Source organism: Sphingobium trunci (assembly GCF_022664535.1).
Classification (GTDB): domain Bacteria; phylum Pseudomonadota; class Alphaproteobacteria; order Sphingomonadales; family Sphingomonadaceae; genus Sphingobium.
The window spans coordinates 118,752-132,301 of the sequence record NZ_JAKUJY010000002.1; the positions used below are offsets into that span (position 1 = coordinate 118,752).

At 62.6% G+C, this 13,550-nt stretch carries 15 protein-coding genes; 5 read left to right on the top strand and 10 right to left on the bottom strand.

Annotated features, from left to right (window positions below; all coding sequences use genetic code 11):
- Positions 1-201: 201 nt before the first annotated feature.
- From MJ601_RS02655 to eno, 4 genes are all read right to left on the bottom strand, one after another.
- Complete coding sequence (locus tag MJ601_RS02655) at positions 202-1,605, bottom strand: pyruvate dehydrogenase complex E1 component subunit beta (RefSeq protein WP_242123023.1); 1,404 nt, start codon at positions 1,603-1,605, stop codon at positions 202-204.
- Positions 1,605-2,705 (bottom strand): pyruvate dehydrogenase (acetyl-transferring) E1 component subunit alpha, encoded by a 1,101-nt coding sequence (pdhA, locus tag MJ601_RS02660; protein WP_242123024.1) that lies wholly within the window; start codon positions 2,703-2,705, stop codon positions 1,605-1,607. The genes MJ601_RS02655 and pdhA overlap by 1 nt, the downstream gene beginning before the upstream one ends.
- A 144-nt stretch (positions 2,706-2,849) precedes the next feature.
- Entirely contained in the window at positions 2,850-3,161 is a 312-nt protein-coding gene (locus MJ601_RS02665) for an FtsB family cell division protein (protein WP_242123025.1), read from the bottom strand.
- Between the two features lie 77 nt (positions 3,162-3,238).
- A complete protein-coding gene (gene eno, locus MJ601_RS02670) occupies positions 3,239-4,513 on the bottom strand; it encodes a phosphopyruvate hydratase (protein ID WP_242123026.1) in 1,275 nt (424 codons plus the stop codon).
- A 214-nt stretch (positions 4,514-4,727) separates the two neighbouring features.
- On the opposite strand from eno, the gene MJ601_RS02675 reads away from it, so the two are divergent.
- The 5 genes from MJ601_RS02675 (at position 4,728) to MJ601_RS02695 (ending at position 6,994) form a co-directional block, all read left to right on the top strand.
- The gene (locus MJ601_RS02675; RefSeq protein WP_242123027.1) at positions 4,728-5,345 is read left to right on the top strand and encodes a hypothetical protein; all 618 of its coding nucleotides are present in this window, start codon (positions 4,728-4,730) and stop codon (positions 5,343-5,345) included.
- A gap of 71 nt (positions 5,346-5,416) precedes the next feature.
- Entirely contained in the window at positions 5,417-5,746 is a 330-nt protein-coding gene (locus tag MJ601_RS02680) for a phage holin family protein (RefSeq protein WP_242123028.1), read from the top strand.
- A complete protein-coding gene (locus tag MJ601_RS02685) occupies positions 5,743-6,066 on the top strand; it encodes a hypothetical protein (RefSeq protein ID WP_242123029.1) in 324 nt (107 codons plus the stop codon). The genes MJ601_RS02680 and MJ601_RS02685 overlap by 4 nt, the downstream gene beginning before the upstream one ends.
- On the top strand, positions 6,059-6,667 hold the full coding sequence (locus MJ601_RS02690; RefSeq protein ID WP_242123030.1) for a hypothetical protein: 609 nt from the start codon (positions 6,059-6,061) through the stop codon (positions 6,665-6,667). Before MJ601_RS02685 ends, MJ601_RS02690 begins: the two co-directional genes overlap by 8 nt.
- A gap of 105 nt (positions 6,668-6,772) precedes the next feature.
- Positions 6,773-6,994, top strand: coding sequence for a DUF4170 domain-containing protein (locus MJ601_RS02695; protein WP_242123031.1), 222 nt, complete (start codon positions 6,773-6,775; stop codon positions 6,992-6,994).
- A 20-nt stretch (positions 6,995-7,014) separates the two neighbouring features.
- On the opposite strand, the gene MJ601_RS02700 is transcribed toward MJ601_RS02695, so the two are convergent.
- From MJ601_RS02700 to carA, 6 genes are all read right to left on the bottom strand, one after another.
- Positions 7,015-7,647: a rhomboid family intramembrane serine protease gene (locus MJ601_RS02700; protein WP_242123032.1), complete on the bottom strand. Its 633-nt coding sequence runs from the start codon at positions 7,645-7,647 to the stop codon at positions 7,015-7,017.
- Between the two features lie 26 nt (positions 7,648-7,673).
- Positions 7,674-8,150, bottom strand: coding sequence for a transcription elongation factor GreA (gene greA / locus MJ601_RS02705; RefSeq protein WP_192666842.1), 477 nt, complete (start codon positions 8,148-8,150; stop codon positions 7,674-7,676).
- A gap of 81 nt (positions 8,151-8,231) precedes the next feature.
- Entirely contained in the window at positions 8,232-11,567 is a 3,336-nt protein-coding gene (gene carB / locus MJ601_RS02710) for a carbamoyl-phosphate synthase large subunit (protein ID WP_242123033.1), read from the bottom strand.
- Positions 11,567-12,025, bottom strand: a complete 459-nt coding sequence (locus MJ601_RS02715; RefSeq protein WP_242123034.1) for a hypothetical protein — start codon at positions 12,023-12,025, stop codon at positions 11,567-11,569. Before MJ601_RS02715 ends, carB begins: the two co-directional genes overlap by 1 nt.
- Entirely contained in the window at positions 12,022-12,390 is a 369-nt protein-coding gene (locus MJ601_RS02720; RefSeq protein WP_242123035.1) for a ribonuclease E inhibitor RraB, read from the bottom strand. Before MJ601_RS02720 ends, MJ601_RS02715 begins: the two co-directional genes overlap by 4 nt.
- The gene (gene carA, locus MJ601_RS02725) at positions 12,387-13,550 is read right to left on the bottom strand and encodes a glutamine-hydrolyzing carbamoyl-phosphate synthase small subunit (RefSeq protein ID WP_242123036.1); all 1,164 of its coding nucleotides are present in this window, start codon (positions 13,548-13,550) and stop codon (positions 12,387-12,389) included. The genes MJ601_RS02720 and carA overlap by 4 nt, the downstream gene beginning before the upstream one ends.

Below are 13,550 nucleotides of genomic sequence, written 5' to 3' on the forward strand. Positions count from 1 at the left end.
AGGAAGCCGTCTTTGCAGCCCGCCCTGGGCTGAATCCCCACACATCCCAGTTTCTAGGCATCAGTTGGCAATTCGCGGGCTGAGATGGCGACATGATAAGGCCACCGTCAGCAACGCAAGAAAAATTGAGAAAGCGGCTGAGTTGATCCGTCCAACTACAGAAATATGTGATCGCGCCCGAGGGCGCGATCACATGACTTATTATCGATAACAGACCTTCTTCGCCGCCGCGACGACGCGGGGCGCATCGATCAGCGCGGCCTTTTCGAGGTTCGCGGCGTAAGGCAGCGGCACATCCTCGTTGGTGACGCGCAGCACCGGGGCATCGAGGTCGTCGAAGCCCTGCTCCATGACCACGGCGGCGATTTCCGATGCGATCGAGCAGACCGGCCAGCCTTCTTCCACCACCACCAGGCGGTTCGTCTTCTTCAGGCTCTCCAGCACCGTCGCAGTGTCCAGGGGGCGCAGGGTGCGCAGGTCGATGACCTCCGCGTCGATGCCTTCGGCAGCCAGCGTTTCGGCGGCCTCCAGAGCGACGCCGACGCCGATCGAATAGCTGACCAGCGTCACGTCCTTCCCCTCGCGGACGATACGGGCCTTGCCGATCGGCAGGACATAATCGTCGACCTTGGGCACGTCGAAGCTGCGGCCATAGACCAGTTCATTCTCCAGGAACACGACCGGGTCTTCGGAACGAATGGCTGCCTTCAGCAGGCCCTTGGCATCGGCCGAGTCATAGGGCGCGATCACGATCAGGCCGGGAACCGCCGCATACCAGGGACCGTAATTCTGGCTGTGCTGGGCAGCGACGCGGCTTGCCGCGCCGTTGGGACCGCGGAACACGATCGGGCAGCGCATCTGCCCGCCGGACATGTAATTGGTCTTGGCCGCCGAGTTGATGATGTGATCGATGGCCTGCATCGCGAAGTTGAAGGTCATGAACTCGATGACCGGCTTCAGGCCGCCCATGGCCGCGCCCGCGCCGATCCCCGCAAAGCCATATTCGGTGATGGGGGTGTCAATGACACGCTTGCCGCCAAATTCCTCCAGCAGGCCCTGGGTGACCTTGTAGGCGCCCTGATATTCGGCGACTTCCTCGCCCATGACGAAGACGCGCTCGTCACGGCGCATTTCCTCGGCCATGGCGTCGCGGAGCGCTTCGCGCACGGTCGTCTTCACATATTCGGTGCCTTCGGGAAGTGCCGGATCCTTGACGGTTGCCTTCGCCTCGGTGGCGAGCTTCGACGTTCCGCTCTCGGCCTTTTTCGGTTCCGGCGCGGCTTCGGCCCTGGGCGCTTCCGCCTTGGGAGCCGGGGCCGCCTCGCTGCCCTCGCCCGCCCCATCTCCGGTGCCATCTCCGGCCCCATTTCCGGCCATAGTCGCGATGACGGTGCCGACCTTCACGCCTTCGGTGCCCTCGGCCACCATGATCTGGCCGATCTTGCCTTCGTCGACGGCTTCGAATTCCATCGTCGCCTTGTCGGTCTCGATCTCGGCCAGAATGTCGCCCGACCGGACCTCGTCACCTTCCTTCACCAGCCATTTCGCCAGCGTGCCTTCCTCCATGGTCGGCGAAAGCGCCGGCATCTTGATTTCGATACCCATTAATATTGCTCCACCAGCACGTCGGTATAAAGTTCGTGCATTTCCGGTTCGGGAGAGGTTTCAGCGAAGTCCGCCGCATCGCTGACGACCTTCCGGATGTCCTGGTCGATCTTCTTGAGTTCGTCCTCGCTCACGCCGGCTTCGGTCAGATATTTCTTGACGCCCTCGATCGGGTCGGACTTGTCGCGCATCGACTGCACTTCCTCGCGCGACCGGTATTTGGCCGGATCGGACATGGAGTGGCCGCGATAGCGATAGGTCTTCATTTCGAGCAGGATCGGACCGTTGCCGCCCTGTACCCATTTGAGCGCTTCCTCGGTCGCGCCGCGAACCGCCAGAACGTCCATGCCGTTCACCTGGATGCCCGGAATGCGGAAGCTTTCACCGCGGCGGTAAAGCTGATCTTCCGCCGAGGAGCGGTTGACGCTGGTGCCCATGGCATATTGGTTGTTTTCGATCACGAAGATGATCGGCAGCTTCCACAGCTCGGCCATGTTGAAGCTTTCGTAGACCTGGCCCTGGTTGGCCGCGCCGTCACCGAAATAGGCGACGCACACGCCGCCGTCATTGTTATATTTATGGGCAAAGCCAAGGCCGGCACCCAGCGACACCTGCGCGCCGACGATACCATGGCCGCCGTAGAATTTATGCTCGACGCTGAACATGTGCATCGAACCGCCCTTGCCGCGCGAGATGCCCGCTTCGCGGCCGGTCAGTTCGGCCATGATGACGTTGGGATCGATGCCATAGGCCAGCATATGGCCATGGTCGCGATAGCCGGTGATAACGCTGTCTTTGCCGGGTTTGAGCGCCGACTGGATGCCGACCGCGACGGCCTCCTGACCGATATAGAGGTGGCAGAAGCCGCCGATCAGGCCCAGTCCGTAGAGCTGGCCCGCCTTTTCCTCGAAGCGGCGGATGAGGACCATCTGCCGGTAGAATTGCAGCAGCTCTTCCTGGGTGGCCTTATAGTCTTTGGGAGTATCGGGGCGAGGCCGGTTATGGTCCGCGCCGGCGTGGTCGGCCGTCGCTCGTGCTTCTGCACGAGCGGGGCTTGCTGCCTTTGCGCGTGAAGGACGCGGCGTCGTTGGTTTCGCCAAGGCTCTTATCCTTTTGCGTGGGTGAGGATGGAAGGAAGGCCCGTATAGCGGCAGAGCGCCCCAAAATGCAACGCACTCATGGGTCTGAAACACGGCAAATCCGCCCAAACGGGCGTTCCAGTGGGAGGGCCGGAGCAGAGACGATCAGTTTAGCGGCACGATGACTTCATCATGGTGGACGACGCCCAGTTCCCGCCGGATCAGCTCGTCGCTCAGATCGGGATCGACGCGCCGGGGATTCAAAAGATCCACCCGGTTCTTCAATTCCTGCCGATGGGCCTGGACCTGCTTCAGTTCCCCCTGCGCGTTATGCAGCTGACGCTTATAGTCGCCCCAGGCCAGAATCCCGTTGGAACCCAACACCACATAGCCAGCGAAGAAAAGCAGAAGAAGCACCGCAATTGCCGGGCCGAAAGCCGAGAAAAGCAACATGCGGAGTTTCGCGATATGCGCCATGGACAGGTTGAATCACAGGGACGAGCGGGCCGCAAGCGAAATTTACGGTGCTTGCGGCCAGTCGTCGAAAATTTGACTTAGCGGAAGATGGAGCGCCCTGCGTAAACGGCAATGTCGCCCAGTTCTTCTTCGATGCGGATCAACTGATTATATTTGGCGAGCCGGTCCGAACGGGCAAGCGAGCCGGTCTTGATCTGACCGCAGTTGGTGGCGACGGCGAGGTCGGCGATGGTCGCATCCTCGGTTTCGCCGGAACGGTGCGACATGACGGCGGTGTAGCGTGCCCGATGCGCCATGTCGACGGCAGCCAGAGTCTCGGTCAGCGAACCGATCTGGTTCACCTTGACCAGCAGCGAGTTGGCGAGGCCCTTGCCGATGCCCATTTCCAGACGCTTGGGATTGGTCACGAACAGGTCGTCGCCCACAAGCTGAACCTTGCCGCCGATCTTGTCCGTCAGCGCCTTCCAGCCTTCAAAATCATCCTCGCTCATGCCGTCTTCGATCGACTTGATCGGATAGTCGGCGCAGAGAGCCGCCAGATAGTCGGCCATTTCGACAGGATTGAGCGACAAGCCCTCGCCCGAAATCTCATATTTGCCGTTCTTGAAGAATTCGGTCGCGGCGCAGTCCAGCGCCAGCACGACATCATCGCCCGGCTTGTAACCGGCCTTCTCGACCGACAGCATGATGAAGTCGAGCGCGTCGCGGGTCGAGGCGATGTTGGGCGCGAACCCACCCTCGTCACCGACGGAGGTCGCCAGTCCCTTGTCGTGCAGACCTTTCTTCAGCGTATGGAAGATTTCCGAACCGATCCGCACCGCGTCGGCAATGCTCTCGGCACCGACCGGCATGATCATGAATTCCTGGAAATCGATCGGATTGTCGGCATGTTCGCCGCCATTGATGATATTCATCATCGGCACCGGCAGGACATGGGCGTTGACGCCGCCGACATAGCGGTAAAGCGGCAGGCCGCGCGCATCGGCAGCCGCCTTCGCCACGGCGAGGCTGACGCCCAGTATCGCATTGGCGCCCAGGTTCGACTTGTTGTCCGTCCCGTCGAGCGCGATCATCGCGGCATCGACCTCGGCCTGATCCTCGGCGTCCAGACCGATGATCTGCTCGGCAATCTGGTCGTTCACCGCGGCGACCGCCGCCAGCACGCCCTTGCCCAGATATTTGCTCTTGTCGCCGTCGCGCTTTTCGACCGCTTCATAAGCACCGGTCGATGCGCCGGACGGAACAGCGGCGCGCCCGAAGCTGCCATCTTCCAGCATGACGTCGACTTCGACGGTGGGATTGCCGCGGCTATCCAGGATCTGGCGGGCGTGAATATCGAGAATGGCGGTCATGGATTGCTCCTTGGGCTGAACGCTGAGGGCCGTTTTCGCGCCCCGCTTAACCAGCACCTCCCCGAATGGCAATGCGGGGGCTTGCAAGGCAACGAAAAATGCCGATGGTCGAAATGGTGACGGCAACGGAACTATGAGCCGCCGCGAAGCATTTGGAACAGTGCCCCCGCCCGTTTCGCGATGCCACAGACTTGAAAAAGGGAGATACAGGACGATGGCCGACACCCCGGAAACCCCGCCCGCCAAGCGCCCGCGCAAGGCTGTCGCGGCCAAGGCGCCGAAGGCAAAACCGGCCAAGGCGCCTGCCGCGACGCTGGTGAAGGCTGCTCCCGTCAAGAAAGCCGCAGCCCGGAAAGCTGCCGCGCCCAAGAAAAGCGGCAACGGCGCCGCTGCCCATGGCTGGACCGCGCAGATCGCGCCGCTGAAGGAACAAGCGGAAAAAGCGGCCAGGTCCGCTGCCGAAAAGCTGAATGCCGTGGATTGGAAAGCGCATATCGACCCGATCAGGGAACAGGCCGGCAAGACGGCGAAGTCCGCCGCCGGCGTTGCCAAGGACAAGACCGGGTCGGCGATGCAGAGCCTGGCCAAGCTGATTTCCGACACCGCCGGAACCGTCGATGCGAAACTGGGTCCGCAATATGGCGACTATGCCCGCCAGGCCGCCGAATCGGTGGCGGGCGCGGCCAAGACGCTCGACAGCAAGGATGTCGATCAGCTCATGACCGAGGCTCGCGATTTCGTGCGTAAAAGCCCGGCCGTGGCGATCGGCGCCGCCGCTGTGGTCGGCTTCGTCCTGATGCGTCTTGCCAAAGGGTCCGACGACGAGGCTTGAGCCCGCCCCATGATGCAGTCCCGGTTGCGGGGGCGGAGGAAGTTTTGACGCAAGAGCCGATACAGACCGAGATGCCCGACGAGTCAGTCCGGGAGGTATTTTCGCGTCTCTATGCCGATGGGCGCGCCTATGCCGAAGCGGAGGTCGAGCGGCAGAAGCTGCGCGCCGGCATCGTCGCGGCGGGCGTGCGCAATGCAGCGATCTTCGCGGCTGTTGCCGTCGTGCTTCTGTTCGCCGCCCTGGTCGCGTGCCTGATCGGCGTCATCATTGCCCTGACGCCCGATCTGGGCGCAGGCTGGGCCACTGCGGCCGTCGCGGGCGGCAGCCTGGCCATCGCGCTGCTGCTGCTGCTGATCGCCAAAGGACAGATGAGCCAGATCAAAAGGGCCGTCAAATCATGAGCCAGGAAGAGGCCTATCGCGCGGCATCGACCCGGGCGGACGAGCGCAAGGCCGCCTTTCTGAACAGCGCGCAGGCGGCCAAGGCGCGGATCGCCCCGGCCCGGCTGAAGCAGGATGCAAAGGACAAGGCGACGGAGACGCTGCTGGACGGCGCAGCCTATGCCGCCGCGAAAGTCCAGCAACGGCCGACCGCAACGGCGGCAGCAACTGCCGCTTTGGGCCTTTATTTATTCCGACGGCCACTTGGGGCACTTTTCCGGCGGCTATATGTTCGGATCAACAACCGCAAAGAAGATACTTCGGAGACTGACGATGGCTGATATCCGTGCCCAGATCACCCGCGCCCGCGAAGCGGCGAACGATATGGCGGAGACTGCGTCGGGCATGTTCCGCGACACGACGGAGCGCGCTCGCGAAAGCGCCGGGGACATCATCCAGACCGGGCGTGAGCGGGCGGGCGATGTCCGTGACAAGGCCAGTGCCGCCTATGCCGATGCGCGTGACCGATCGCAGCGCGTTGCCGCGCGCGCCAATGAGATTGTGCAGGAGCATCCGATCGCCGCCGTCGCGGGTGCCGTTGCGGCCGGAGCCGTGATCGCATGGATGTTCCCGAAGAGCCGGAAGGTCATGAAAGCCCTGCCCGGTCTTGCCTCGACCGCTGGCGCAAAGGTGCTGGAAGCGGCGGCGGCCGCCCGAACGGCAGCCTCCGACAGCGCGGAAAATCTGAAGTCCACGGCCGGAGAAGCGCTGCACAGCGCAAGCGAAACCGCCAAGGAGGCCGCGTCATCGGCCAAGAGTGCAGCGGCTTCAGCCGATCTGGGCGGCAAGGCTTCGCGGCTGGCGGAAGATGCCGTCGCGATCGTTGCCGGCAAGATCGACGCGATCAGCGAAGCGCTGAAGGCGCGGTTGCCGAAAAGCTAATCGCTTCGTCGCCAAAAGCACCCGGACAGGCCAGGCCACGCCCTTCCAAGGGCGTTGCAGCGCTGCTAATGTGATCGTTCACCGAACAGGAGAACATAATATACCATGAGCAAGCTGCACCTTGTAATGGGTGGTCGCGTCACCAATCCTCAGACGCTTGATTTTGAAGACCTGAACTCCATCGACATCGTCGGCGTGTTCCCGGATTATGCGTCGGCGGAAAATGCCTGGCGCGGCGCGGCGCAGCGGACGGTCGACGATGCCGAGATGCGCTATGTGATCGTGCATCTGCACCGGCTGCTGGAACCCGACCTGCCGTCGGCCTGAACTCTCAGGAAAGGGGCTGGTCAGGAAAGCGGCTGGGGCCGCTTGCGGAAGCGCCAGCGAAGCAGCGGACGCGTCAACGCCAGCCCCACCAGAAAGCCGCCGATATGCGCGGCGATCGCGATCTGGCCCAGATCGCCAAATCCTCCGGCAAGGCCGATCATCAACTGGATCGCGATCCAGCTTGCCGCCAGCCACAGCGCCCGCACCAGATTGGCCGAAAACGGCCCGATCCGCCGGACATTCTGCTGGCTGTAAAGCAGCGCATAGGTCGCGATGATGGCGGAAATAGCGCCGCTCGCCCCGACCATGGGGTTGGTCGAATGCGGATCGACCGCCCATTGCAATGCCGTGGCGCCATAGGCGCCCGCAATGTAGAGGACGAGCGTCGCCCCCTTGTCCAGCACATGCTCGACCTGCCGTCCGCAGAAGACGAACATGAACAGGTTGAACGCGATGTGCAGCCAGTTGGCGTGAACGAGCGTGCAACTGATCGGGGTCAGCCAGACCGGCACCGCCGCCATACCGGCGAGCAGCGCCCCATCCTCCACGCGCGCAGGGATGAAACCGGCCATGATGGCAGCATTGTCGACCTGCCCCGTCAGATACAGCAACAGGAAGGCGGCGAAAGTGATCGCCGCGATCCCGTTTGTCATGCGACCGGCTGGCAGTCTCACGTTGGTCAGATGAAATCGATCTTGTCGATCAGGTAGAATTTGTCGCCCGACGGGACCGACACTTCGACCTCTTCGCCGATCTGACGGCCGATCAGCGCGCGGCCGATCGGGCTGTTATAGCTGATCATGCCGGCCTTGGCGTCCGCCTCGGCCTGACCCACGATCTGATATTTCACCGGCTTGTCGTCTTCATCGAGCAAGGTGACGGTCGCGCCGAACACCACCTTGTCGCCCGACAGCGTGGTGGGATCGATGATCTGGGCACGCGACAGCTTGTCCTCCAGGTCGGCGATCGTCGCCTCGACCTGACCCTGGCGTTCCTTGGCGGCATGATATTCGGCATTTTCCGACAGGTCACCATGCGCACGCGCTTCTTCGATGGCGTCCACGATCAAGGGCCGCTCGGCCTTCAATTCGCGGAGCTGCGCATTGAGCTTGTCATAGCCCATTTGCAGCATCGGCATCTTTTCGACGGTCGCCATTATTGCAAATCCTTCGTCAAAACTTCCCTTTGGCGGCCCCCGCCATGGGGCCACCCGCAGCATGCTTCCTTGTGCAGGGGATCAGGCTTGCGACACCGGATAATAGGACTGGAGCGACCGCACTTCAAGGGCATGCCCCTGAAGAGCCTCGATCGCGTCCGCTGCGGCAACGCTGGCCGCCGCCGTAGTAAAGCTCGCGACCTTGGCTCGCAGCGCGCTGGTGCGGATCGCCTTGCTGTCCTTGAGCGACTGCCAGCCCTCCGTCGTGTTGAAGATCAGGTCGACGTCGCCGTCGGTGATCCTGTCGACGATATGCGGGCGCCCTTCGGCCACCTTGTTCACCGGCTGCACGGCGATGCCCTGCTCTTCCAGATAGCGGGCGGTGCCGCCCGTCGCGATGATGGTGAAGCCCAGCGCCGCAATCTTCCGCACGGCGGGCAGGATCACCGGCTTGTCGCTGTCCTTGACCGACACGAACACCGTGCCGCTGGTCGGCAGGACGGTGCCCGCGCCCAACTGCGCCTTGGCGAAGGCGGTCGCGAAATCGCTGTCGATGCCCATGACTTCGCCGGTGCTTTTCATTTCCGGGGACAGGACCGGATCGACGCCGGGGAAGCGGGCGAAGGGGAAGACCGCTTCCTTGACCGCGATATGATCGATCGCATTGCGGTCGATCTTCGGCAGGGCCTTCAGCTTCTCGCCTGCCATGACGCGCGACGCGATCTTGGCGATGGGCGTGCCGATCGCCTTGGCGACGAAGGGCACGGTGCGGCTGGCGCGCGGGTTGACCTCGATCAGATAGACCACGCCGTCCTTGACCGCGAACTGGATGTTCATGAGGCCACGGACCGACAGGGCGCGGGCGAGAACATCGGCCTGGCGCTCGATTTCCGCGATGATCCCGTCCGACAGGCTGTAGGGCGGCAGCGAGCAGGCGCTGTCGCCGGAATGGACGCCCGCCTCCTCGATATGCTGGAGCACGCCCGCGACCACCACATCATCGCCGTCGCACAGGGCGTCCACGTCCACTTCGACCGCATCGCGCAGATATTGGTCGATCAGCACCGGGGAGTCGCCCGACACCTGGACGGCGGTGGCGATATATTCCTCCAGCTGCGCCTGACCGTCGACAATCTCCATCGCGCGCCCGCCCAGCACATAGGATGGGCGCATGAGGACCGGATAGCCGATGCGGTTGGCGACCGCGATCGCCTCCTCCCGGCTGCGGGCGATGCCGTTGGCGGGCTGTTTGAGCTTGAGCTTGTCGATGAGCGCCGCGAAACGCTCGCGATCTTCGGCCAGGTCGATGGCGTCGGGGCTGGTGCCCAGGATCGGGATGCCCGCATCCTCCAGCGCCTGCGCCAGCTTGAGCGGCGTCTGGCCACCGAACTGGACGATGACGCCCGCCAGCGTGCCGTTCGACATTTCGACGCTCAGGATTTCCAGCACGTCCTCGGCGGTCAGCGGCTCGAAATAGAGGCGGTCGGACGTGTCATAGTCGGTCGACACCGTTTCCGGGTTGCAGTTGACCATGATCGTCTCGAACCCGGCTTCGCTGAGCGCGAAGCAGGCATGGACGCAGCAATAGTCGAACTCGATGCCCTGGCCGATGCGGTTGGGACCACCGCCCAGGATCACGACCTTCTTCCGGCCGCTGGGCTGCGCCTCATTCTCAGGTTCGCCGAAGAGCGGGGCTTCATAGGTCGAATACATGTAGGGCGTCTTCGCCTCGAACTCGGCGGCGCAGGTGTCGATGCGCTTGAAGACCGGACGCACGCCCAGCCTGTGGCGCAGGCTCCGCACTTCATCCTCGGTGACGCCGCCCGTCATCGCCTTGACCGCTTCGTGGATCAGGCCAGACCCACGCGCGATGCCCCGCTCCATGCCGCGCAGATTGGCGGACTTGAGCGCAAGGAAAGCAAGACGCTTGTCGGAGAATCCCATCGCCTTCAACCGGCGCATCCCCTCGGCATCCTGCGGCAAGCCATTGCCCAGAATCTCGGCTTCGGCGTCGATGATCTCCTTGATCCGCTCCAGGAACCAGGGATCGAACTTGGCGATGGCGTGGATTTCCGCGACGGTCAGCCCTTCGCGCAAGGCCTGTGCGGCAACCAGCAGGCGGTCCGGGGTCGGCTGCGCCAGAGCGGCGACGATGTCATCCTTGGGCGCGCCCTCCAGATGATCGACATTGTTGAAGCCGCTGAGACCCGTTTCCAGACCGCGCAGCGCCTTCTGCATCGATTCATGGATGTTGCGGCCGATCGCCATCACCTCGCCCACCGACTTCATAGCGGTGCCGAGCAGCGGTTCGGACCCCTTGAACTTCTCGAAGGCGAAGCGCGGGATCTTGGTCACGACATAGTCGATGGTCGGTTCGAACGACGCCGGGGTCGCGCCGGTGATGTCATTCTCGATCTCGTCCAGCGTGTAGCCGACGGCCAGCTTCGCGGCGACCTTGGCGATGGGGAAGCCGGTCGCCTTCGACGCCAGTGCCGAGGAACGGGATACGCGCGGGTTCATCTCGATGACGATCAGGCGGCCATCCTTCGGATTGACTGCGAACTGCACGTTCGAACCGCCTGTTTCCACGCCGATTTCACGCAACACCGCGATGCTCGCGTTGCGCATGATCTGATATTCCTTGTCGGTCAGCGTCAGCGCGGGCGCGACGGTGATGGAATCGCCGGTATGGACGCCCATCGGATCGACATTCTCGATCGAGCAGATGATGATGGCATTGTCGTTCCGGTCACGGACGACCTCCATCTCATATTCTTTCCAGCCGAGGAGCGATTCCTCGATCAGCACTTCGGTGGTCGGCGAGGCGTCCAGCCCTTCGGCGACGATCCGCTTGAACTCTTCCCTGTTATAGGCGACGCCGCCGCCCGTGCCGCCGAGCGTGAAGCTGGGCCGGATGATCGAAGGAAGACCGGTGAACTCAAGGGCTTCCAGCGCTTCTTCCATAGTATGTGCGATGCGCGAGCGGGCGGATTCCAGCCCGATCTTGTCCATTGCGTCGCGGAACTTCAGGCGATCCTCGGCCTTGTCGATGGCTTCGGCGTCGGCGCCGATCATCTTGACGCCGAACTTCTCCAGCGTGCCGTCGTTGAACAGCGCGAGCGCGGTGTTGAGGGCCGTCTGGCCGCCCATGGTCGGCAGCACCGCGTCGGGGCGTTCCTTCTCGATGATCTTCGCCACGATTTCGGGCGTGATCGGCTCGACATAGGTCGCGTCGGCGAATTCCGGGTCGGTCATGATGGTGGCCGGGTTGGAATTCACCAGGATGATGCGATAGCCCTCCTCCTTGAGCGCCTTCACCGCCTGCGTGCCCGAATAGTCGAACTCGCAAGCCTGGCCGATGATGATCGGGCCAGCGCCGATGATGAGGATGGAGGAGATGTCGGTGCGTTTGGGCATTATTCCGCGAGTTCCCTAATCAAAACACTCCAATCTTCATCGGTGATGTCCGATGTCTGGAATGCAAAGTCCGCTCGGACCCTAAATACGTTGTTGAAAGCTGGCGAAGGATCGCTCGAAAAAGAAGGAAGGCGCTGCTTCGCTTCATCTATCGTGATGCGTCGATGGGGTGTCCCCAAAGGTCGAAATTTAAATGGCAGCACCCAGCGTTCAGGCCAGACGTGGGATATTATAGCATCCTCATCAACGCTTGAAGTCACCACAAAAGGGACCGTTAGCGTTTTATCTGCGCTGCAATAAAGGATGCCCAATGCGCCAACCGGCATCTTACGCGCCTTGGTAATCCGCCCTTTTTCTTGAGGGCTTCCAGCTTCCATGGGAGACACCGCCCACCTTTGAGCGCCCATACCGGCCCAAATATTGGTCAATGTGTTAGATGCAAAGACATATATTTTCAATGCACGCCCCCCGTCCGGGCCTCGCAACCCCAGCCGTCATATTCGACGCCGCAGAGGATTTCGATCTGGAGGCATTTCTTCGTCAGGGCGCGGATCGACTGTTCATCGACCGACTGCTCGCATTCGAGGAACAAGAACAGGTCGCCATCCTCATCCTCTTCGCGGTCCAGTTCCACGAAGCCGAACTGGCTGGCGATGGTCAGAACGCGCTCAAAATCCTTCTCACTGCCCTTGAAGCTGACGTCTACAGGGCGGGCAATGCGCGCCACGTCGCCATTCGCCGCGAGATTGGCGAGGACGGCCTTGTCCGCCTCCCACTCCTGCGCAAAGCGGGTTTCGTCAACCGGAGGCAGGTTGAGGTTCATTTCAACCCCTCGACGAAGCGCTGGAACAGGTAGAAGCTGTCCTGCGGGCCGGGCGAGGCTTCGGGGTGGTATTGGACCGAAAAGGCCTTTTTATCCGTCAGTTCGATGCCGCAATTGCTGCCGTCGAAGAGCGACACATGGGTCGGCTTCACATTGGCGGGGAGCGTGTCGGCGTCGACCGCAAAGCCGTGGTTCATCGAAGTGATCTCGACCAGGCCGTCGGACAGGCGCTTGACCGGGTGGTTGGCGCCGCGATGGCCCTGGTGCATCTTGATCGTCTTCGCGCCAGCGGCGAGCGCCAGCATCTGGTGGCCGAGGCAAATGCCGAAGACGGGCTTGTCGGCTTCCAGCACCTTTTTGATCACGGGCACGGCATATTCGCCGGTCGCGGCCGGATCGCCCGGGCCGTTGGAGAGGAACACGCCGTCGGGATTATGCTCCATCACCTGCTCATAGCTGGCGGTGGCGGGCAGCACGGTGACGCGGGCGCCCGCCTTCACCAGATTGCGGAAGATGTTGTTCTTCGCGCCATAATCGAGCGCCACGACATGGGGGCGTTCCTCGCCAGCCTCATCAAGACCATAGCCGAAGCCCAGCTTCCACACGCCGTCCTTCCAGAGGCGGCTTTCCCTGGCGCTGACTTCGATGGCAAGGTCCATGCCTTCCAGGCCAGGCCAGGCCGCAGCCTTGGCAGCCAGTGCTTCGAGGTCGAACCTGCCTTCGGGATCGTGCGCGATCACGACGTTGGGGGCGCCCTTCAGCCGGATCATGCGGGTGAGCGCGCGGGTGTCGACACCGGCAAGGCCGATCCGGCCCTTCTCCTTCATCCACTGGTCGAAGGGTTCGACATTGCGGAAATTGCTGGGTTCGGTGACGTCCTGGCGCACGACGCAGCCGAGCGCATGGGGGGCATCCGCCTCCACATCATCCAGATTGGTGCCGACATTGCCGATATGCGGGAAGGTGAAGGTGACGATCTGGCCCGCATAGCTGGGATCGGTCATCACTTCCTGATAGCCGGTCATCGCCGTGTTGAAGCAGAGTTCCCCCACCGCATCGCCCGTCGCGCCGAAACCGCGCCCGAAAACCGCGGAGCCATCGGCGAAAACCAATACCCCTGTCGCTCCTTTGGGCACAATGAGGGTCTTGGCGTCAGCCAT

Coding starts and splice junctions, on each gene's coding strand:
- MJ601_RS02655 (WP_242123023.1), bottom strand. CDS start 1,605: ATGGGTATCGAAATCAAGATGCCGGCGCTTTCGCCGACCATGGAGGAA.
- MJ601_RS02665 (WP_242123025.1), bottom strand. CDS start 3,161: ATGGCGCATATCGCGAAACTCCGCATGTTGCTTTTCTCGGCTTTCGGC.
- eno (WP_242123026.1), bottom strand. CDS start 4,513: ATGACCGCCATTCTCGATATTCACGCCCGCCAGATCCTGGATAGCCGC.
- MJ601_RS02675 (WP_242123027.1), top strand. CDS start 4,728: ATGGCCGACACCCCGGAAACCCCGCCCGCCAAGCGCCCGCGCAAGGCT.
- MJ601_RS02680 (WP_242123028.1), top strand. CDS start 5,417: ATGCCCGACGAGTCAGTCCGGGAGGTATTTTCGCGTCTCTATGCCGAT.
- MJ601_RS02685 (WP_242123029.1), top strand. CDS start 5,743: ATGAGCCAGGAAGAGGCCTATCGCGCGGCATCGACCCGGGCGGACGAG.
- MJ601_RS02690 (WP_242123030.1), top strand. CDS start 6,059: ATGGCTGATATCCGTGCCCAGATCACCCGCGCCCGCGAAGCGGCGAAC.
- MJ601_RS02695 (WP_242123031.1), top strand. CDS start 6,773: ATGAGCAAGCTGCACCTTGTAATGGGTGGTCGCGTCACCAATCCTCAG.
- MJ601_RS02700 (WP_242123032.1), bottom strand. CDS start 7,647: ATGACAAACGGGATCGCGGCGATCACTTTCGCCGCCTTCCTGTTGCTG.
- greA (WP_192666842.1), bottom strand. CDS start 8,150: ATGGCGACCGTCGAAAAGATGCCGATGCTGCAAATGGGCTATGACAAG.
- carB (WP_242123033.1), bottom strand. CDS start 11,567: ATGCCCAAACGCACCGACATCTCCTCCATCCTCATCATCGGCGCTGGC.
- MJ601_RS02720 (WP_242123035.1), bottom strand. CDS start 12,390: ATGAACCTCAACCTGCCTCCGGTTGACGAAACCCGCTTTGCGCAGGAG.
- carA (WP_242123036.1), bottom strand. CDS start 13,550: ATGGCTGACGCCAAGACCCTCATTGTGCCCAAAGGAGCGACAGGGGTA.